The organism is Pseudomonas sp. C1C7 (genome assembly GCF_013359595.1).
Taxonomy (GTDB): Bacteria; Pseudomonadota; Gammaproteobacteria; order Pseudomonadales; family Pseudomonadaceae; genus Aquipseudomonas.
The window spans coordinates 16,029-35,533 of sequence record NZ_JABFMP010000011.1 but is presented as its reverse complement, the minus strand read 5'-3'; the positions used below and the strand labels follow the sequence as shown (position 1 = coordinate 35,533).

The 19,505-nt window shown below is 55.1% G+C and carries 32 protein-coding genes; all 32 read right to left on the bottom strand.

The window, feature by feature from the left end:
• Window positions 1-20: 20 nt before the first annotated feature.
• Window positions 21-485, bottom strand: a complete 465-nt coding sequence (gene bfr, locus HNO86_RS11515; RefSeq protein ID WP_110965125.1) for a bacterioferritin — start codon at window positions 483-485, stop codon at window positions 21-23.
• Between the two features lie 149 nt (window positions 486-634).
• Complete coding sequence (locus tag HNO86_RS11510; protein WP_175377087.1) at window positions 635-2,089, bottom strand: catalase; 1,455 nt, start codon at window positions 2,087-2,089, stop codon at window positions 635-637.
• Window positions 2,090-2,287: 198 nt separating this feature from the next.
• Complete coding sequence (gene rplQ, locus HNO86_RS11505) at window positions 2,288-2,674, bottom strand: 50S ribosomal protein L17 (RefSeq protein WP_110965127.1); 387 nt, start codon at window positions 2,672-2,674, stop codon at window positions 2,288-2,290.
• A 42-nt stretch (window positions 2,675-2,716) separates the two neighbouring features.
• Entirely contained in the window at window positions 2,717-3,718 is a 1,002-nt protein-coding gene (gene rpoA / locus HNO86_RS11500) for a DNA-directed RNA polymerase subunit alpha (protein WP_007924176.1), read from the bottom strand.
• 22 nt (window positions 3,719-3,740) lie between these two features.
• Window positions 3,741-4,361 (bottom strand): 30S ribosomal protein S4, encoded by a 621-nt coding sequence (gene rpsD / locus HNO86_RS11495; protein ID WP_122852423.1) that lies wholly within the window; start codon window positions 4,359-4,361, stop codon window positions 3,741-3,743.
• Between the two features lie 18 nt (window positions 4,362-4,379).
• Window positions 4,380-4,769, bottom strand: a complete 390-nt coding sequence (rpsK, locus tag HNO86_RS11490; RefSeq protein ID WP_002555466.1) for a 30S ribosomal protein S11 — start codon at window positions 4,767-4,769, stop codon at window positions 4,380-4,382.
• 30 nt (window positions 4,770-4,799) lie between these two features.
• Entirely contained in the window at window positions 4,800-5,156 is a 357-nt protein-coding gene (rpsM, locus tag HNO86_RS11485; RefSeq protein WP_008374135.1) for a 30S ribosomal protein S13, read from the bottom strand.
• Between the two features lie 130 nt (window positions 5,157-5,286).
• The gene (gene rpmJ / locus HNO86_RS11480; protein WP_002555468.1) at window positions 5,287-5,403 is read right to left on the bottom strand and encodes a 50S ribosomal protein L36; all 117 of its coding nucleotides are present in this window, start codon (window positions 5,401-5,403) and stop codon (window positions 5,287-5,289) included.
• A gap of 27 nt (window positions 5,404-5,430) precedes the next feature.
• Window positions 5,431-6,759, bottom strand: a complete 1,329-nt coding sequence (gene secY, locus HNO86_RS11475) for a preprotein translocase subunit SecY (RefSeq protein WP_003228718.1) — start codon at window positions 6,757-6,759, stop codon at window positions 5,431-5,433.
• A complete protein-coding gene (gene rplO, locus HNO86_RS11470) occupies window positions 6,760-7,197 on the bottom strand; it encodes a 50S ribosomal protein L15 (RefSeq protein ID WP_011336169.1) in 438 nt (145 codons plus the stop codon).
• 3 nt (window positions 7,198-7,200) lie between these two features.
• Complete coding sequence (gene rpmD / locus HNO86_RS11465) at window positions 7,201-7,377, bottom strand: 50S ribosomal protein L30 (protein ID WP_003176408.1); 177 nt, start codon at window positions 7,375-7,377, stop codon at window positions 7,201-7,203.
• A gap of 2 nt (window positions 7,378-7,379) precedes the next feature.
• Window positions 7,380-7,880 (bottom strand): 30S ribosomal protein S5, encoded by a 501-nt coding sequence (rpsE, locus tag HNO86_RS11460; RefSeq protein WP_175377086.1) that lies wholly within the window; start codon window positions 7,878-7,880, stop codon window positions 7,380-7,382.
• A 3-nt stretch (window positions 7,881-7,883) separates the two neighbouring features.
• Window positions 7,884-8,234, bottom strand: coding sequence for a 50S ribosomal protein L18 (rplR, locus tag HNO86_RS11455; RefSeq protein WP_010443919.1), 351 nt, complete (start codon window positions 8,232-8,234; stop codon window positions 7,884-7,886).
• 10 nt (window positions 8,235-8,244) lie between these two features.
• Window positions 8,245-8,778 carry a 50S ribosomal protein L6 gene (gene rplF / locus HNO86_RS11450; RefSeq protein WP_175377085.1) on the bottom strand — a complete coding sequence of 178 codons (534 nt, stop codon included), beginning with the start codon at window positions 8,776-8,778 and terminating at the stop codon, window positions 8,245-8,247.
• Window positions 8,779-8,790: 12 nt separating this feature from the next.
• Window positions 8,791-9,183, bottom strand: a complete 393-nt coding sequence (gene rpsH / locus HNO86_RS11445) for a 30S ribosomal protein S8 (protein WP_003228724.1) — start codon at window positions 9,181-9,183, stop codon at window positions 8,791-8,793.
• Window positions 9,184-9,392: 209 nt separating this feature from the next.
• Window positions 9,393-9,698, bottom strand: coding sequence for a 30S ribosomal protein S14 (gene rpsN / locus HNO86_RS11440; RefSeq protein WP_003228726.1), 306 nt, complete (start codon window positions 9,696-9,698; stop codon window positions 9,393-9,395).
• 13 nt (window positions 9,699-9,711) lie between these two features.
• A complete protein-coding gene (gene rplE, locus HNO86_RS11435; RefSeq protein ID WP_003210069.1) occupies window positions 9,712-10,251 on the bottom strand; it encodes a 50S ribosomal protein L5 in 540 nt (179 codons plus the stop codon).
• A 20-nt stretch (window positions 10,252-10,271) separates the two neighbouring features.
• Window positions 10,272-10,586 (bottom strand): 50S ribosomal protein L24, encoded by a 315-nt coding sequence (gene rplX, locus HNO86_RS11430; RefSeq protein WP_003186046.1) that lies wholly within the window; start codon window positions 10,584-10,586, stop codon window positions 10,272-10,274.
• Between the two features lie 11 nt (window positions 10,587-10,597).
• Complete coding sequence (rplN, locus tag HNO86_RS11425; RefSeq protein WP_002555479.1) at window positions 10,598-10,966, bottom strand: 50S ribosomal protein L14; 369 nt, start codon at window positions 10,964-10,966, stop codon at window positions 10,598-10,600.
• A gap of 23 nt (window positions 10,967-10,989) precedes the next feature.
• The gene (gene rpsQ, locus HNO86_RS11420) at window positions 10,990-11,256 is read right to left on the bottom strand and encodes a 30S ribosomal protein S17 (protein ID WP_003444370.1); all 267 of its coding nucleotides are present in this window, start codon (window positions 11,254-11,256) and stop codon (window positions 10,990-10,992) included.
• A 2-nt stretch (window positions 11,257-11,258) separates the two neighbouring features.
• Window positions 11,259-11,450, bottom strand: a complete 192-nt coding sequence (rpmC, locus tag HNO86_RS11415; RefSeq protein ID WP_002555481.1) for a 50S ribosomal protein L29 — start codon at window positions 11,448-11,450, stop codon at window positions 11,259-11,261.
• Window positions 11,450-11,863, bottom strand: a complete 414-nt coding sequence (gene rplP / locus HNO86_RS11410) for a 50S ribosomal protein L16 (protein ID WP_003228729.1) — start codon at window positions 11,861-11,863, stop codon at window positions 11,450-11,452. Before rplP ends, rpmC begins: the two co-directional genes overlap by 1 nt.
• Before the next feature lie 12 nt (window positions 11,864-11,875).
• Window positions 11,876-12,562, bottom strand: coding sequence for a 30S ribosomal protein S3 (gene rpsC / locus HNO86_RS11405; RefSeq protein ID WP_007924192.1), 687 nt, complete (start codon window positions 12,560-12,562; stop codon window positions 11,876-11,878).
• A gap of 13 nt (window positions 12,563-12,575) precedes the next feature.
• Window positions 12,576-12,908 (bottom strand): 50S ribosomal protein L22, encoded by a 333-nt coding sequence (gene rplV, locus HNO86_RS11400; RefSeq protein ID WP_003103908.1) that lies wholly within the window; start codon window positions 12,906-12,908, stop codon window positions 12,576-12,578.
• Between the two features lie 11 nt (window positions 12,909-12,919).
• Window positions 12,920-13,195, bottom strand: a complete 276-nt coding sequence (gene rpsS / locus HNO86_RS11395) for a 30S ribosomal protein S19 (protein ID WP_002555486.1) — start codon at window positions 13,193-13,195, stop codon at window positions 12,920-12,922.
• 16 nt (window positions 13,196-13,211) lie between these two features.
• Window positions 13,212-14,036 (bottom strand): 50S ribosomal protein L2, encoded by an 825-nt coding sequence (gene rplB, locus HNO86_RS11390; protein WP_007924198.1) that lies wholly within the window; start codon window positions 14,034-14,036, stop codon window positions 13,212-13,214.
• Between the two features lie 14 nt (window positions 14,037-14,050).
• Entirely contained in the window at window positions 14,051-14,350 is a 300-nt protein-coding gene (rplW, locus tag HNO86_RS11385) for a 50S ribosomal protein L23 (protein ID WP_002555488.1), read from the bottom strand.
• On the bottom strand, window positions 14,347-14,949 hold the full coding sequence (rplD, locus tag HNO86_RS11380; protein WP_080925911.1) for a 50S ribosomal protein L4: 603 nt from the start codon (window positions 14,947-14,949) through the stop codon (window positions 14,347-14,349). Before rplD ends, rplW begins: the two co-directional genes overlap by 4 nt.
• A 12-nt stretch (window positions 14,950-14,961) precedes the next feature.
• Entirely contained in the window at window positions 14,962-15,597 is a 636-nt protein-coding gene (rplC, locus tag HNO86_RS11375; RefSeq protein WP_175377084.1) for a 50S ribosomal protein L3, read from the bottom strand.
• A gap of 80 nt (window positions 15,598-15,677) precedes the next feature.
• The gene (gene rpsJ / locus HNO86_RS11370; RefSeq protein WP_003186070.1) at window positions 15,678-15,989 is read right to left on the bottom strand and encodes a 30S ribosomal protein S10; all 312 of its coding nucleotides are present in this window, start codon (window positions 15,987-15,989) and stop codon (window positions 15,678-15,680) included.
• Between the two features lie 156 nt (window positions 15,990-16,145).
• Window positions 16,146-17,339 (bottom strand): elongation factor Tu, encoded by a 1,194-nt coding sequence (gene tuf, locus HNO86_RS11365; RefSeq protein ID WP_010220303.1) that lies wholly within the window; start codon window positions 17,337-17,339, stop codon window positions 16,146-16,148.
• 38 nt (window positions 17,340-17,377) lie between these two features.
• Window positions 17,378-19,477 (bottom strand): elongation factor G, encoded by a 2,100-nt coding sequence (gene fusA / locus HNO86_RS11360; RefSeq protein WP_175377083.1) that lies wholly within the window; start codon window positions 19,475-19,477, stop codon window positions 17,378-17,380.
• Between the last annotated feature and the right edge of the window lie 28 nt (window positions 19,478-19,505).

Sequence of the window (19,505 nt, the reverse complement as noted above, 5' to 3'; positions counted from 1 at the left end):
CTTTTTTGTATCTGGGTGAATCAGGCGTGGGACTGCAGGTAGTTCTGGATTCCGATCAGCTTGATCAGACCCAACTGCTTTTCCAACCAATAGGTGTGATCTTCTTCGGTGTCGTTGAGCTGAACTTCGAGGATCTCGCGGCTGATGTAGTCCTGGTGCTTCTCGCAGAGCTCAATGCCTTTGCAGAGAGCGGCGCGCACCTTGTACTCCAGGCGCAGGTCCGCTTCCAGCATCTCCGGCACCGTGGTGCCGACATCGAGATCATCAGGACGCATGCGTGGCGTGCCTTCGAGCATCAGAATGCGGCGCATCAGTGCATCGGCATGCCCGGCTTCTTCTTCCATCTCGTGGTTGATTCGTTCGTAGAGCTTGGTGAAACCCCAGTCCTCATACATCCGCGAGTGCACGAAATATTGGTCACGCGCGGCCAGTTCGCCGGTCAGCAACGTGTTGAGGTAATCGATAACGTCTGGGTGGCCTTTCATCGCCCTACATCTCCCTGCTTGAAAGTCTGTAGTTTGAACCAACACGACCCTATCGTCACGGGCCAAACGCAATAAAAGCGAAGATATTCTTAGAAAAGCAGCTTAAATAACGCAAAAACCGCCCAAACAAGGGCGGTTCTGCTTCTCATTTAGACTTCGTTAAGCTGTACATTGAGCAGCTTTGCGATTGCTTCTCCATACGCCGGATCAGCCCTGAAGAAATGCTGCAACTGGCGGTCGACGACATCGCTCGATACACCTGCCATCGCACCTGCGATGTTGCTGACCAGCAACGCCTTCTGTTCATCGCTCATCAGGCGGAACAGCGCGCCTGCGTGGCTGTAGTAGTCCGTGTCTTCGCGATGATCGTAGCGATCGGCAGCGCCACTCAGAGCCAACGGCGGCTCGGCATAGTGCGGGGTCTGCTTTGGCGAATCGACGTAGCTGTTTGGCTCGTAATTCGGCGCTGCGCCACCATTGGTACCGAACGCCATCGAACCATCGCGCTGATAGCTATTGACCGGGCTACGCGGGGCGTTCACCGGCAGTTGCTGGTGATTGGTGCCCACACGGTAGCGGTGCGCGTCGGCATAAGCGAAGACCCGGCCTTGCAGCATGCGATCCGGAGACAGGCCGACACCTGGCACCATGTTGCTAGGGCCGAAGGCCGCTTGCTCTACTTCCGCGAAGTAGTTGAGCGGGTTGCGGTTCAATTCCAGCTCACCGACCTCGATCAGCGGAAACTCCCTCTGCGACCAGGTTTTGGTCACGTCGAACGGGTTTTCGTAATGCGCAGCGGCCTGGGCCTCGGTCATGATTTGGATGCACACGCTCCATTTCGGGAAATCACCGCGCTCGATGGCTTCGAACAGGTCGCGCTGGGCGTAATCCGGGTCGGTACCGGCCAGGCGCGCAGCCTCTGCCGGCGCCAGGTTCTTGATGCCCTGTTTGGTTTTGTAGTGCCATTTCACCCAGTGCCGTTCGCCCTTGGCGCTGATCAGGCTGTATGTGTGGCTGCCGAAGCCGTGCATGTGGCGATAGCCGTCGGGAATGCCGCGGTCCGAGAACAGGATCGTGACCTGGTGCAGTGCCTCAGGGGAGTGCGACCAGAAATCCCACATCGCTTGCGCGCTTTTCAGGTTGCTTTGCGGCAGACGTTTTTGGGTGTGGATGAAGTCCGGGAATTTCAAGGGATCGCGGATAAAGAACACTGGCGTGTTGTTACCCACAATGTCCCAGTTACCTTCTTCGGTGTAGAACTTCAGCGCAAAACCCCGTGGGTCGCGCTCAGTGTCAGCCGAACCACGTTCACCACCCACAGTGGAGAATCGCAGGAAGGTTGGGGTTTGCTTGCCGACAGCCGCGAACAGCTTGGCGCTGGTGTACTCGGTGATATCACGAGTAACGGTGAAGGTGCCGTATGCCCCTGAGCCTTTGGCGTGCACGCGGCGCTCGGGAATGTTTTCACGGTTGAAGTGCGCCAACTTCTCGATCAGGTGGAAGTCGTCGAGCAGCAGCGGCCCACGTGGGCCGGCGGAGCGGGAATTCTGATTATCAGCGACAGGAGCGCCACTGGCAGTGGTAAGCATCTTGTTTTGGCTCATGCGATCTCTTCCTTTATCGGTCTTGAACTGCCGGCTAATCGGCTGAAAGGAAGTATTGACGATGAACATGACACCATCTAATTCATTAACTCATCTCGATCGATAGAGACAAGCAATACCAAGAGACCCTAGATCCACTTTTCGAACGCACACAAAAAACCGGGCACTGGGCCCGGTTCTTTGTTTCAGACTGACGTCTTACTCAGCGGAAACAGCTTCGCCGCCGGTAGCACGATCAACCAACTCGACGTACGCCATAGGAGCGTTGTCGCCAGCGCGGAAACCGCACTTGAGGATGCGCAGGTAGCCACCCTCACGGGTAGCGTAACGCTTGCCCAGGTCGTTGAAGAGCTTGCCTACGATAGCTTTCGAACGAGTACGGTCGAAAGCCAGACGACGGTTAGCAACGCTGTCTGTCTTGGCCAGAGTGATCAGCGGCTCGGCAACGCGGCGCAGTTCTTTGGCTTTTGGCAGAGTAGTTTTGATCAGCTCGTGCTCGAACAGCGACACCGCCATGTTCTGGAACATGGCCTTGCGGTGCGAGCTGGTGCGGCTCAGGTGACGCCCACTTTTACGATGACGCATGGTTCATTCCTTACCAAACACTACGTTCGGTGATTACGACGATCAGGCAGTCGCCTTGTCGTCCTTCTTAAGACTTGCAGGCGGCCAGTTGTCGAGGCGCATGCCGAGGGACAGACCGCGGGAGGCCAGAACGTCCTTGATTTCAGTCAAGGATTTCTTGCCCAGGTTCGGAGTCTTCAACAGCTCTACTTCGGTACGCTGAATCAGGTCGCCGATGTAGTAGATGTTTTCCGCCTTAAGGCAGTTAGCCGAACGTACAGTCAGTTCCAGATCGTCAACCGGGCGAAGCAGGATCGGATCGATCTCGTCTTCCTGCTCGATTACCACTGGTTCGCTGTCACCTTTGAGGTCGACGAACGCAGCCAACTGCTGTTGCAGGATGGTTGCAGCACGGCGGATAGCCTCTTCAGGATCCAGAGTACCGTTGGTTTCCAGATCAATAACCAGCTTGTCCAGGTTAGTACGCTGCTCGACACGGGCGTTTTCCACCACGTATGCGATACGGCGAACCGGGCTGAACGAAGAGTCGAGCTGCAAGCGACCAATGCTGCGGCTTTCGTCTTCATCGCTCTGACGCGAGTCTGCCGGCTCATAACCACGACCACGAGCTACTACGAGCTTCATGTTCAGGGCGCCGTTAGACGCCAGGTTAGCGATTACGTGATCGGGATTAACGATCTCGACATCATGATCCAGCTGAATATCGGCAGCGGTAACCACCCCCGAACCCTTCTTCGACAAGGTCAGCGTAACTTCGTCACGGCCGTGCAGCTTGATAGCCAGACCCTTAAGGTTCAACAGGATTTCAATTACGTCTTCCTGTACACCTTCGATGGCGCTGTACTCGTGGAGCACACCGTCAATCTCGGCCTCGACTACTGCACAGCCAGGCATTGAGGACAACAGGATGCGGCGCAGCGCGTTGCCCAGGGTGTGGCCAAAACCACGCTCGAGAGGCTCGAGAGTGATCTTGGCGCGGGTTGGACTGACAACCTGCACATCAATGTGACGGGGTGTCAGGAACTCATTTACCGAAATCTGCATGGATGCACCTATTTTCTAGCCCTTACTTGGAGTAGAGCTCGACAATCAGGCTTTCGTTGATGTCGGCGGACAGATCACTGCGAGCTGGAACGTTCTTGAAAACGCCCGACTTCTTCTCAGTGTCTACTTCTACCCACTCTACGCGGCCACGTTGAGCACACAGATCGAGAGCTTGGACAATGCGAAGTTGGTTTTTAGCTTTCTCGCGAACAGCAACCACGTCACCAGCACGAACCTGGTAGGACGGAACGTTAACGGTTTTGCCGTTTACGCTGATCGACTTGTGCGATACCAGCTGACGGGATTCGGCACGAGTCGAACCGAAGCCCATACGGTATACAACGTTGTCCAGACGGCATTCGAGCAGTTGCAACAGGTTTTCGCCGGTTGCGCCTTTCTTGCCAGCAGCTTCTTTGTAGTAGCCGCTGAATTGACGCTCGAGAACGCCGTAGATACGACGGACCTTCTGCTTTTCACGCAGTTGGGTGCCGTAATCGGACTGGCGACCGCGGCGCTGGCCGTGGATACCAGGTGCTGCTTCAATGTTGCACTTCGATTCGATCGCGCGCACGCCGCTCTTCAGGAAGAGATCGGTGCCTTCGCGACGAGCGAGTTTGCATTTTGGACCAATGTAACGAGCCATTCTTTACAATCTCCTGGATTACACGCGGCGCTTCTTCGGCGGACGGCACCCGTTGTGCGGGATTGGCGTCACGTCGGTGATGCTGGCGATCTTGTAGCCACAGCCGTTCAAAGCGCGGACTGCGGATTCACGACCTGGACCTGGGCCCTTGACGTTTACGTCGAGGTTTTTCAGGCCGTATTCCAGCGCAGCTTGACCAGCACGCTCAGCAGCTACTTGAGCGGCGAACGGGGTGGACTTGCGGGAACCGCGGAAACCCGAACCACCGGAGGTAGCCCAGGAAAGAGCGTTACCTTGACGGTCGGTAATGGTCACGATGGTGTTGTTAAAAGAAGCATGGATGTGGGCGATGCCATCAACCACTGTCTTTTTAACTTTTTTACGAGGACGAGCAGCAGGTTTTGCCATGATTAAATTCCTGTCGATTCGCTGGGGCGATTACTTGCGGATCGGCTTACGCGGACCTTTACGGGTACGCGCGTTGGTCTTGGTACGCTGACCGCGTACTGGCAGACCACGACGATGACGCAGACCGCGATAGCAACCGAGGTCCATCAAGCGCTTGATTTTCATGTTGATTTCGCGACGCAGGTCACCTTCAGTGGTGAACTTCGCCACTTCGCCACGCAGCTGTTCAATTTGCTCGTCGCTCAGATCCTTGATCTTCGCTGCTGGGTTTACCCCAGTGTCTGCACAGATTTTCTGCGCAGTAGTGCGACCAACACCATAGATGTAGGTCAGCGAGATAACAGTATGCTTGTTATCTGGAATGTTAACGCCTGCAATACGGGCCATTCAGTGGGACTCCAATTGACAGCTACCTACGCCCCGGAAGCCAAGAAATAGGGCGCGAGATAATATCGCTGTAATAACAAATAATCAACCCGGCAGCGCACTAGCTGCCGGGCTTGAAGCACAATCACACTCAGCCTTGGCGCTGTTTGTGACGCGGTTCCGCGCTGCAAATTACTCGAACAACACCTTCGCGGCGAATAATCTTGCAGTTACGGCACAGCTTTTTCACCGATGCACGAACTTTCATCACCAACTCCTCGAACCTTATGGGTACTCAGCGCAACATGCCGCTGCCGTAACCCTTCAGGTTGGCTTTCTTCATCAGGGATTCGTACTGGTGCGAAACGAGGTGCGATTGTACTTGGGACATGAAGTCCATCACAACCACGACCACGATCAGCAACGAGGTCCCGCCAAGGTAGAACGGAACGTTGGCTGCAACCACCAGGAACTGGGGCAACAGGCAGACGGCCGTCATGTAAAGAGCACCGAACATGGTCAAGCGAGTCAGAACGCCATCAATGTAGCGCGCAGACTGCTCACCTGGACGGATGCCCGGAATAAAGGCACCGGACTTCTTCAGGTTTTCCGCTACGTCTTTCGGATTGAACATCAACGCCGTATAGAAGAAGCAGAAGAAAATAATCCCTGCACTAAACAGCAGAATATTCAACGGCTGACCAGGAGCGATCGACTGCGAGATGTCCTGCAACCAGCCCATACCTTCAGACTGGCCGAACCAGGCACCCAACGAAGCCGGGAACAGCAAGATGCTGCTCGCGAAAATGGCCGGAATAACGCCGGCCATGTTCACCTTCAACGGCAAGTGGCTGGTCTGCGCAGCGAAGACCTTGCGGCCCTGCTGACGCTTGGCGTAGTGAACGGCGATACGACGCTGACCACGCTCAATGAACACCACGAAACCGATAATCGCTACTGCCAGCAAACCGATGGCAACCAGGGCGAAGATGTTGATATCACCCTGACGCGCAGACTCGAAAGACTGCCCGATCGCTCTCGGAAGACCGGCGACGATACCCGAAAAAATCAACATCGAGATACCGTTGCCAACACCACGCTCAGTAATCTGCTCACCCAGCCACATCATGAACATCGCGCCAGCCACAAAAGTGGATACCGCGACGAAATGGAAGCCAAAGTCACCAGTGAACGCTACGCCCTGCCCCGCCAGACCAATGGACATGCCAATAGCCTGAACGAGAGCGAGAACGACAGTGCCGTAGCGGGTGTACTGGCTGATCTTGCGACGGCCAGCTTCACCTTCCTTCTTCAACTGCTCCAGCTGCGGGCTGACAGCGGTCATGAGCTGCATGATGATCGATGCCGAAATGTACGGCATGATCCCCAGTGCAAAGATGCTCATTCGCTCCAGCGCGCCGCCGGAAAACATGTTGAACAAGCTAAGAATGGTCCCCTCATTCTGTCGAAACAGGTCCGCGAGTCGGTCCGGGTTGATACCTGGAACCGGGATGTGTGCGCCTATTCGGTAGACGATAATCGCCAGGAACAGAAAACGCAGACGAGCCCAGAGTTCAGACATACCGCCTTTGCCGAGCGCAGAGAGAGCACCTTGCTTAGCCATTTATTCCTCGAACTTGCCGCCAGCTGCTTCGATAGCCGCACGCGCACCTTTGGTGGCGCCGATTCCCTTTCCGATGGTTACAGCGCGAGCCACTTCACCGGACAGCATGATTTTCACGCGCTGTACGTTGACGTTGATCACGTTGGCATCTTTCAGGGACTGCACGGTGACGATGTCGCCTTCCACTTTAGCCAGCTCGGACAGACGCACTTCTGCGCGATCCATGGCTTTCAGGGAAACGAAACCGAACTTCGGCAGGCGACGATGCAGCGGCTGTTGACCGCCTTCAAAGCCTGGAGCAATGGTGCCACCGGAGCGGGAAGTCTGACCTTTGTGACCACGGCCACCAGTCTTACCCAAACCACTACCGATACCACGGCCCGGACGATGCTTTTCGCGGCGGGAACCCGGCGCTGGACTCAGATCATTGAGTTTCATCGATTAACCCTCGACACGCAGCATGTAGTAAGCCTTGTTGATCATCCCGCGGTTCTCGGGAGTATCCTGGACTTCTACAGTGTGACCGATGCGACGCAGACCCAGACCCTTAACGCACAGTTTGTGGTTAGGGATGCGGCCGGTCATGCTTTTGATCAGCGTAACTTTTACGGTAGCCATGATCAGATGATCTCCTTCACGCTTTTGCCACGCTTGGCGGCAATGGACTCAGGAGATTGCATAGCCTTCAGACCCTTGAAAGTGGCGTGAACCACGTTTACAGGGTTAGTCGAGCCATAGCACTTGGCCAGAACGTTCTGAACGCCAGCAACTTCGAGAACGGCACGCATAGCGCCGCCAGCGATGATACCGGTACCTTCAGAAGCAGGCTGCATGTAAACCTTCGAAGCGCCGTGAGCGGACTTCGTGGAGTACTGCAGAGTGGTGCCGTTCAGATCAACCTGGATCATGTTGCGGCGAGCAGCTTCCATTGCCTTCTGGATCGCAGCAGGCACTTCACGCGACTTGCCACGGCCGAAGCCAACACGCCCTTTACCATCACCAACCACGGTCAACGCGGTGAAAGTGAAGATACGGCCGCCTTTAACGGTTTTGGCTACGCGGTTAACTTGAACCAGCTTCTCGATGTAGCCTTCGTCGCGCTTTTGGTCGTTATTTGACATAACTTAGAACTCCAGCCCAGCTTCACGAGCAGCATCAGCCAGCGCCTTAACGCGGCCGTGGTACTTGAAGCCAGAGCGGTCGAAAGCCACCTGCGAGACGCCAGCGGCCTTAGCACGCGAAGCGACCAGCTGGCCAACCTTAGTGGCCGCGTCGATGTTGCCGGTGGCACCATCACGCAGTTCTTTATCCAAAGTCGAGGCGCTTGCCAGGACTTTGTTGCCGTCGGCCGAAATGACCTGGGCGTAGATGTGCTGCGAAGAGCGGAACACGCAGAGACGCACGACTTCGAGTTCGTGCATTTTCAGGCGTGCTTTGCGAGCGCGACGCAGTCGAGTAACTTTTTTGTCGGTCATTTGCTATGCCCTACTTCTTCTTGGCTTCTTTACGACGGACGACTTCGTCCGCGTAGCGCACACCTTTGCCTTTGTACGGCTCTGGTGGACGGAAGTCGCGGATCTCGGCGGCCACTTGACCTACCAGCTGCTTGTCGATGCCCTTGATCAGGATATCGGTCTGGCTAGGAGTCTCAGCAGTGATGCCTGCCGGCAGTTCGTAATCCACTGGATGCGAGAAGCCAAGAGCCAGGTTCAGCACTGTGCCTTTTGCTTGCGCTTTGTAACCAACACCGACCAGCTGGAGCTTGCGCTCGAAGCCTTGGCTTACGCCCTGGACCATGTTGTTAACCAGCGCACGAGTGGTACCGGCCATTGCGCGAGTCTGCTGATCGCCATTGCGAGCAGCGAAACGCAGCTCACCGGCTTCTTCAACGATCTCAACGGACGAATGGACGTTCAGTTCGAGAGTGCCCTTGGCACCCTTCACCGAAAGCTGTTGGCCTGCGAATTTTACTTCGACGCCGGCTGGCAGCTTAACGGGGTTCTTAGCGACGCGAGACATGCTTATCCCCCCTTAGAACACAGTGCAAAGAACTTCGCCGCCGACACCGGCAGCGCGCGCAGCACGATCAGTCATCACACCCTTGTTGGTGGAGACGATAGACACGCCCAGACCGCCACGAACTTTCGGCAGATCTTCGACGGACTTGTACTGACGCAAGCCTGGACGGCTAACGCGCTTCACTTCTTCGATAACCGGACGGCCTTCGAAGTACTTCAGCTCGATAGACAGCAGTGGTTTGGTTTCGCTGCTGATCTGATAACCCGCAATGTAACCTTCGTCCTTCAGGACTTTGGCAACAGCTACCTTCAACGTGGAAGATGGCATGCTTACGACGGACTTTTCAGCCATCTGGGCATTACGGATTCGAGTTAGCATGTCCGCTAACGGGTCCTGCATACTCATGGGCTAGACGCTCCTAAAACAGAAAAATTAGCCTTGCGGCTACTACGTGTCGCCGAGAATCTCCGGGCATAAAAAACCCGGGCTCAGGCGAGCCGGGTATTCTAGACACACACCAGAAATGAATCAAGCCCCATAAGGGGCTTGATTCAGATTCAAGGCCACCGGCGGTCAGGATCTTGCGAGCCTGATCGCCGAGACTTTGACAGTACTTACCAGCTGGCTTTAACCAGACCTGGTACGTCACCACGCATTGCCGCTTCACGCAGTTTGTTACGGCCCAGGCCGAACTTGCGGTAAACGCCGTGCGGACGACCAGTCAGGCGGCAACGGTTACGCATGCGCGAGGCGCTTGCGTCACGTGGTTGCTTCTGCAGAGCTACGGTAGCTTCCCAACGCGCTTCTGGACTTGCGTTCAGATCGACGATGATAGCTTTCAGCGCTGCACGCTTGGTGGCGTACTTGGCAACGGTGAGCTGACGCTTCAGCTCACGGTTTTTCATGCTCTTCTTGGCCATTTTCCTACTCCAATCAGTTGCGGAACGGGAATTTGAAAGCACGCAGCAGTGCGCGGCCTTCGTCATCGTTCTTGGCAGTGGTGGTCAGGGTAATGTCCAGACCGCGGAGAGCATCGATCTTGTCGTAATCGATTTCCGGGAAAATGATCTGCTCTTTCACGCCCATGCTGTAGTTGCCACGACCGTCGAAGGACTTGGCATTCAGGCCGCGGAAGTCGCGAACCCGAGGCAGGGAGATCGACAGCAGACGATCCAGGAACTCGTACATACGCTCACGGCGCAGGGTCACTTTGACGCCGATCGGCCAACCTTCACGGACTTTGAAGCCTGCGATGGATTTGCGAGCGTAGGTCACAACGACTTTCTGGCCGGTGATCTTTTCCAGGTCAGCAACAGCGTGCTCGATGACTTTCTTGTCGCCGATCGCTTCGCCCAGACCCATGTTCAGGGTGATCTTGGTAACGCGCGGAACTTCCATCACGTTCGAAAGCTTAAGTTCTTCCTTAAGTTTCGGTGCGATTTCCTTCCGGTAAATCTCTTTTAGTCGTGCCATGGTCTTCTACCTAGCAGTGTTCAAGCATCAACCGCTTTTTGGGTCGACTTGAAGACACGAATTTTCTTACCGTCTTCTACTTTGAAACCAACGCGGTCAGCCTTGTTGGTTTCGCCGTTGAAGATGGCGACGTTGGAAGCGTGCAGTGGCGCTTCTTTCTCGACGATACCGCCTTGTACGCCCGACATCGGGTTAGGCTTGGTATGACGCTTGACCAGGTTCAGACCACCAACAACCAGACGGTTGTCAGCCAGAACCTTCAGCACCTTACCGCGCTTACCTTTGTCTTTGCCGGCGATCACGATGATCTCGTCGTCACGACGAATCTTTTGCATGTCGGATCTCCTTACAGCACTTCTGGGGCGAGCGAGACGATCTTCATGAACTTCTCAGTACGAAGTTCACGGGTCACTGGCCCAAAGATACGGGTGCCGATCGGCTCTTGCTTGTTGTTCAGCAGAACAGCAGCGTTGCCATCAAAGCGGATAATGGAGCCATCAGCACGACGTACGCCGTGACGAGTGCGGACTACAACAGCAGTCATCACTTGGCCTTTTTTCACTTTACCGCGAGGAATTGCTTCCTTGACGGTAACTTTGATGATGTCACCGATACCAGCGTAACGACGATGGGAGCCACCCAGCACCTTGATGCACATAACGCGGCGAGCGCCGCTGTTATCGGCCACATCGAGCATGGATTGAGTCTGAATCATATAATTTCTCCGACCCCTAGTCCTTAGACTTCCACAGCGCGTTCGAGAATATCAACCAGCGCCCAAGACTTGGTCTTGGCCAAAGGACGAGTTTCACGAATAGTGACTTTGTCGCCGATGTGGCACTGGTTGGTTTCGTCGTGCGCGTGCAGCTTAGTCGAACGCTTAACATATTTACCGTAGATCGGGTGCTTAACGCGACGCTCGATCAGAACGGTGATGGTTTTGTCCATCTTGTCGCTGACAACACGGCCAGTCAGCGTACGGACAGTCTTTTCGGCTTCAGCCATGATCACTTACCTGCCTGCTGGTTGAGCACAGTCTTCACGCGAGCGATGTCACGCTTAACTTGCGAGAGCAGATGCGACTGCCCCAACTGGCCAGTTGCTTTCTGCATGCGCAGATTGAACTGGTCGCGCAGCAAGCCGAGCAGTTGCTCGTTCAGCTGCTGTGCGGATTTTTCACGAAGTTCATTCGCTTTCATCACATCACCGTCCGCTTAACAAAGGAGGTGGCGAGCGGCAGCTTTGCAGCAGCCAGGGCGAAAGCCTCACGCGCCAGCTCTTCAGAAACACCCTCGATTTCATACAGGACTTTGCCTGGCTGAATCTGGGCAACCCAGTATTCGACGTTACCCTTACCTTTACCCATCCGAACTTCGAGAGGCTTTTTGGAAATAGGCTTGTCCGGGAATACACGGATCCAGATCTTGCCGCCACGCTTTACGTGACGGGTCAGAGCACGACGCGCTGACTCGATCTGACGAGCGGTGAGACGACCACGAGCAACAGACTTCAGCGCGAACTCGCCGAAGCTGACTTTGCTACCGCGCAGTGCCAGACCACGGTTGTGCCCGGTCATCTGCTTGCGGAACTTCGTACGCTTTGGTTGCAACATTTTGCGTACCCCTTACTTAGCAGCTTTTTTACGAGGCGCTGGTGCTTGTGGCTTCAGCTCTTCTTGGCGACCACCAATTACTTCGCCTTTGAAGATCCAAACCTTCACACCGATCACACCGTAAGTGGTGTGAGCTTCGTAGGTGGCATAGTCGATATCGGCACGCAGGGTGTGCAGTGGCACACGACCTTCGCGATACCATTCAGTACGTGCGATTTCAGCACCGCCGAGACGACCGCTCACTTGGATTTTGATGCCTTTGGCACCAATGCGCATGGCGTTCTGTACTGCGCGCTTCATAGCGCGACGGAACATTACGCGACGCTCCAGCTGCTGAGCTACGCTCTGCGCAACCAGCATACCGTCGAGTTCCGGCTTGCGGATCTCTTCGATATTGATGTGCACAGGCACACCCATTTGCTTGGTCAGGTCCTGACGCAGTTTCTCAACATCTTCACCTTTCTTCCCGATAACGATACCTGGACGAGCGGTGTGGATGGTGATGCGTGCAGTTTGAGCCGGACGATGGATATCGATACGGCTTACGGACGCGCTTTTTAGTTTGTCTTGGAGATACTCACGCACATTCAGATCTGCGAGCAAATAGTCCGCATAAGTCCGACCGTCTGCGTACCAGACGGAGGTGTGCTCCTTGACGATTCCCAGGCGAATGCCAATGGGATGTACTTTCTGACCCATCTCTTCGACTCCGTTACTTGTCAGCAACCTTGACAGTGATATGGCAAGACCGCTTGACGATGCGATCAGCACGGCCTTTGGCACGTGGCATGATGCGCTTCAGCGAACGCCCTTCGTTGACGAAAACGGTGCTGACCTTCAGGTCATCAACGTCTGCGCCTTCGTTATGCTCGGCGTTGGCTACGGCCGACTCCAGCACTTTCTTCATGATCTCGGCGGCTTTCTTGCTGCTGAAAGCCAACAGGTTGAGCGCTTCGCCCACCTTCTTCCCGCGGATCTGGTCGGCGACCAAGCGGGCTTTCTGGGCGGAGATTCGAGCGCCCGACAACTTAGCGGCTACTTCCATTTCCTAACCCCTTAACGCTTGGCTTTCTTGTCTGCCACGTGCCCGCGATAAGTGCGGGTACCGGCGAACTCGCCCAGTTTGTGGCCGACCATGTCTTCGTTCACGAGAACTGGGACGTGCTGACGACCGTTGTGTACAGCGATGGTCAAACCGACCATTTGTGGCAGGATCATCGAACGGCGCGACCAGGTTTTCACTGGTTTGCGATCGTTCTTCTCCGCCGCCACTTCGATCTTCTTCAGTAGGTGAAGATCGATAAAAGGACCTTTTTTCAGAGAACGTGGCACTGTCGTATCCCTCTATTTACTTGCGACGACGGACGATCATTTTGTCGGTACGCTTATTACCACGAGTCTTCGCGCCCTTAGTCGGGAAGCCCCATGGCGATACCGGATGACGACCACCGGAGGTACGACCTTCACCACCACCATGCGGGTGGTCAACCGGGTTCATGGCAACACCACGAACGGTTGGGCGAACGCCACGCCAGCGTTTGGCACCAGCTTTACCCAGCGAACGCAGGCTGTGCTCGGAGTTCGAGACTTCACCCAGGGTCGCGCGGCACTCAGCCAGCACTTTACGCATCTCACCAGAACGCAGACGCAGGGTCACGTAGACACCTTCACGAGCGATCAGCTGAGCCGAAGCACCAGCGGAACGAGCGATCTGAGCGCCTTTACCTGGCTTCAACTCGATGCCGTGTACGGTGCTACCAACTGGAATGTTACGCAGTTGCAGAGCGTTGCCCGGCTTGATCGGCGCCAGAGCACCTGCGATCAGCTGGTCGCCAGCGCTCACGCCTTTAGGGGCGATGATGTAGCGACGCTCGCCATCTGCGTACAGCAGCAGAGCGATGTGAGCAGTACGGTTTGGATCGTATTCGATACGCTCGACAGTGGCAGCGATGCCATCTTTGTCGTTGCGACGGAAGTCGACCAGACGATAATGCTGCTTATGACCACCACCAACGTGACGAGTGGTAATACGGCCATTGTTGTTACGACCACCAGACTTCGATTTCTTCTCGAGCAGCGGTGCGTGAGGAGCGCCTTTATGCAGCTCCTGGTTGACCACCTTGACCACAAAACGGCGGCCAGGGGAAGTCGGTTTGCATTTAACGATTGCCATGATGCACCCCTTCCTTACTCAGCACTGCTGCTGAAATCGAGATCTTGGCCTGGCTGAAGGGAGATAACTGCCTTCTTCCAGTCATTACGCTTGCCCAGACCGCGAGCAGTACGCTTGCTCTTACCCAGAACATTCAGGGTAGTAACGCGTTCTACTTTCACGCTGAACAGGCTTTCGACGGCCTTCTTGATTTCCAGCTTGGTTGCGTCAGTAGCAACCTTGAAAACGAACTGGCCTTTCTTGTCTGCCAGAACCGTAGCCTTCTCGGAAACGTGCGGGCCAAGCAGAACTTTAAATACGCGTTCCTGGTTCATCCCAGCAGCTCCTCGAATTTCTTCACGGCCGACACGGTGATCAACACCTTGTCGTATGCGATCAGACTAACTGGATCGGAACCTTGCACATCACGAACATCTACGTGCGGCAGGTTGCGAGCAGCCAGGTACAGGTTCTGATCAACAGCGTCCGACACGATCAAAACGTCGGTCAGGCTCATGTTGTTCAGCTTGCCCAGCAGGTCTTTGGTTTTCGGAGTTTCAACAGCGAAATCCTGAACCACGACCAGACGATCAGTACGCACCAGCTCAGCAAGAATCGAACGCAGCGCAGCGCGATACATTTTCTTGTTCAGCTTTTGGGAGTGATCCTGAGGACGAGCTGCGAAAGTGGTACCGCCGCCACGCCAGATTGGGCTACGGATAGTACCGGCACGAGCACGGCCAGTACCTTTCTGACGCCATGGGCGCTTGCCGCCACCGGAAACGTCGGAACGGGTCTTCTGCTGCTTGCTACCCTGACGGCCACCAGCCATGTAGGCCACGACTGCTTGGTGAACCAGCGTCTCGTTGAATTCGCCGCCAAATGTCAGTTCGGAAACTTCGATCGCTTGAGCGTCATTTACATTTAATTGCATGTCAGCTTCCCCTTAACCGCGAGCCTTGGCTGCTGGACGTACAACCACGTTGCCGCCAGTAGCGCCAGGAACAGCGCCCTTGACCAACAACAGATTGCGTTCAGCGTCCACGCGCACTACTTCGAGGGACTGTACGGTCACGCGCTCAGCGCCCATATGACCGGACATTTTCTTGCCCTTGAATACACGACCAGGAGTCTGGCACTGGCCGATAGAGCCTGGAACGCGGTGGGATACGGAGTTACCGTGGGTGTTATCTTGCCCGCGGAAGTTCCAACGCTTGATCGTACCCTGGAAGCCTTTACCTTTGGACTGACCGGTTACATCAACCAGCTGACCAGCGGCGAAGAGTTCGGCTTTGATCAGATCGCCGGCCTGGTATTCGCCTTCTTCAAGACGGAATTCCATTACGGTACGACCAGCGGCAACGTTCGCCTTGGCGAAGTGGCCAGCCTGAGCTGCTGTTACACGCGAAGCACGACGCTCGCCGACAGTGACTTGCACTGCACGATAGCCATCGGTCTCTTCAGTTTTGAACTGGGTGACACGATTCGGCTCGATCTCAATGACCGTGACCGGAATGGAGACACCTTCTTCGGTGAAAATACGGGTCATACCCGCTTTTCGACCGACTACACCAATAGTCATGTTGTAAACCTCATGAGTGTACGGGGCTTTCACCCGCTATGGCCGCCCATTTCAGAGCGTTACACGACTAAGACCGAGTCTTAGCCGAGGCTGATCTGCACTTCCACACCGGCCGCAAGATCAAGCTTCATAAGAGCATCAACGGTTTTATCCGTTGGCTGGACGATGTCCAGAACGCGCTTATGAGTACGGATCTCGTACTGGTCACGCGCGTCTTTGTTGACGTGCGGGGAGACCAGAACGGTGAACCGCTCTTTACGGGTAGGCAATGGAATTGGACCACGCACTTGAGCACCAGTACGTTTCGCGGTTTCCACGATTTCCTGGGTTGATTGGTCGATCAGGCGATGGTCGAAAGCCTTCAACCTGATACGGATTTGCTGATTTTGCATTGGATTTCAGACTCCGGCTGCTATTCCCACCGGGCGCAATACGCCCGTTAAAAGGAGGCGCAATTCTATAGACGCCCCAGATAGGTGTCAACCCAATAAAAAAGCCCCCGCTGAGCGGGGGCTTTTTCAAAGCATCAAAGCTATCTCAATAAGAGATTACTCGATGATTTTAGCTACAACACCAGCACCAACGGTACGGCCGCCTTCACGGATAGCGAAGCGCAGACCGTCTTCCATTGCGATGGTTTTGATCAGGGTAACAGTCATCTGAATGTTGTCACCTGGCATTACCATTTCAACGCCTTCTGGCAGTTCGCAGTTACCGGTCACGTCAGTAGTACGGAAGTAGAACTGTGGACGGTAGCCTTTGAAGAACGGAGTGTGACGACCGCCTTCTTCCTTGCTCAGAACGTAAACTTCTGCGGTGAACTTGGTGTGCGGCTTAACCGAACCCGGCTTAACCAGAACCTGACCACGCTCAACGTCGTCACGCTTGGTACCACGCAGCAGAACGCCGCAGTTCTCGCCAGCACGACCTTCGTCCAACAGCTTGCGGAACATTTCAACACCGGTGCAGGTGGTGGTGGTGGTGTCACGCAGACCAACGATTTCCAGTGCGTCTTGAACGCGAACGATACCGCGCTCGATACGACCAGTCACAACAGTACCACGACCGGAGATCGAGAATACGTCTTCGATTGGCATCAGGAACGGCTTGTCGATAGCACGCTCTGGCTCTGGGATGTAGCTGTCCAGAGTTTCTACCAGCTTCTTAACAGCGGTAGTGCCCATTTCGTTGTCGTCTTTGCCTTCCAGCGCCATACGAGCGGAACCGATGATGATTGGAGTGTCATCACCTGGGAAGTCGTAAGTGCTCAGCAGGTCGCGAACTTCCATCTCAACCAGTTCCAGCAGCTCAGCGTCGTCTACCAGGTCAGCCTTGTTCAGGAAAACCACGATGTACGGAACGCCTACCTGACGGGACAGCAGGATGTGCTCACGGGTTTGCGGCATCGGACCATCGGCAGCCGAGCAAACCAGGATCGCGCCGTCCATCTGGGCAGCACCAGTGATCATGTTCTTCACGTAGTCAGCGTGACCTGGGCAGTCAACGTGAGCGTAGTGACGAATGTTCGAGTTGTACTCAACGTGCGCGGTGTTAATGGTAATACCGCGAGCTTTTTCTTCTGGAGCGCTGTCGATCTTGTCGAATTCAACTACGGCCGAACCGAAAACTTCGGAGCAGACGCGAGTCAGAGCAGCGGTCAGAGTGGTTTTACCGTGGTCAACGTGACCGATGGTGCCAACGTTTACGTGCGGTAGGGAACGATCAAATTTTTCTTTAGCCACGACAATTAACTCCTTGCCTAAAGGGGACTGAAACAGCCTTATTTTTTAACAATAGCTTCGACGATGTGCGACGGAGCTTCAGAGTACTTCTCGAATTCCATAGAGTAACTTGCGCGACCCTGGGACATGGAGCGAACGTCGGTCGCATAACCGAACATCTCGCCCAGCGGAACTTCGGCGCGAATTACCTTGCCGGAGACCGTATCTTCCATACCCTGAATCATGCCGCGACGACGGTTAAGGTCGCCCATCACGTCACCCATATAGTCTTCAGGTGTAACAACCTCTACCTTCATGATCGGCTCAAGCACCACACCGCCACCCTTCTGGGCCAGTTGCTTGGTCGCCATGGAAGCAGCCACCTTAAACGCCATCTCGTTGGAGTCGACGTCGTGGTAAGAACCATCAAACACGGTAGCCTTCAGACCGATAAGCGGATAGCCGGCAACGACGCCGTTCTTCATCTGCTCTTCGATACCCTTCTGGATAGCCGGGATGTATTCCTTAGGAACCACACCACCCACTACTTCGTTCGCAAACACCAGACCTTCCTGACCATCGTCAGCAGGGGCGAAACGAATCCAGCAGTGACCGAACTGGCCACGACCACCGGACTGACGAACGAACTTGCCTTCGATTTCGCAGTTCTTCGTGATCTTCTCACGATAGGAAACCTGAGGCTTACCGATGTTGGCTTCGACGTTAAACTCGCGGCGCATCCGGTCAATCAGGATGTCCAGGTGCAGCTCGCCCATGCCAGAGATGATCGTTTGACCGGTCTCTTCATCAGTCTTGACGCGGAAAGAAGGGTCTTCCTGAGCGAGTTTGCCCAGTGCGATACCCATTTTTTCCTGGTCATCCTTGGTCTTAGGCTCAACGGCCACCGAAATAACCGGCTCCGGGAAGTCCATGCGAACGAGGATGATTGGCTTTTCAGCATTGCACAAGGTTTCACCAGTGGTGACGTCCTTCATGCCGATCAGGGCCGCGATGTCACCAGCGCGTACTTCCTTGATCTCTTCACGGTTGTTTGCGTGCATCTGCACCATACGACCGACACGCTCTTTTTTGCCTTTGACCGAGTTGATAACGCCGTCGCCGGAGTTCAACACGCCCGAGTAAACACGGACGAAAGTCAAAGTACCCACGAATGGGTCGGTAGCGATCTTGAACGCCAGAGCCGAGAATGGCTCGTCGTCACTTGCATGACGCTCCATCTCTTGTTCCGGATCATCCGGGTTGGAACCCTTGATCGCAGGAATGTCGGTCGGAGCAGGCAGGAAGTCGATAACGGCGTCGAGAACCAGGGGAACACCCTTGTTCTTGAAGGACGAACCGCAAACGGCCAGAACGATTTCGCCGGCGATAGTACGCTGACGCAGAGCGGCTTTGATCTCTTCGATCGACAGCTCTTCGCCTTCCAGGTACTTGTTCATCAGCTCTTCGCTGGCTTCGGCCGCAGCCTCAACCATGTTGTTGCGCCACTCTTCAGCCAGCTCCTGCAGTTCAGCAGGGATAGCCTCACGACGCGGCACGGTACCCTTGTCGGCATCGTTCCAGTAAACCGCTTCCATGGTCATCAGATCGATCTGACCCTGGAAGTTGTCTTCCGAACCGATAGCCAGCTGGATCGGCACCGGAGTGTGACCCAGACGCTGCTTGATCTGACCGATCACGCGCAGGAAGTTGGCACCGGCACGGTCCATCTTGTTTACATAAACAAGACGTGGAACACCGTACTTGTTGGCTTGACGCCATACGGTTTCGGACTGTGGCTCAACGCCAGAAGTACCGCAGAACACAACGACCGCGCCGTCGAGTACACGCAGGGAACGCTCAACCTCAATGGTGAAGTCTACGTGGCCTGGGGTGTCGATGACGTTGAAACGGTGCTGGTCCTTGAATTGCTTCTGGGAACCCTGCCAGAACGTGGTGATCGCAGCAGAAGTAATGGTAATACCACGCTCCTGCTCCTGAACCATCCAGTCTGTGGTCGCGGCGCCGTCATGCACCTCGCCCATTTTGTGGCTTTTGCCAGTGTAAAAAAGGACGCGCTCGGTGGTGGTGGTTTTACCAGCATCCACGTGTGCAACGATACCAATGTTACGGTAGCGATTAATCGGTGTAGTACGAGCCATAAAGCCCTCGCAAAATGAGTGACGCTAA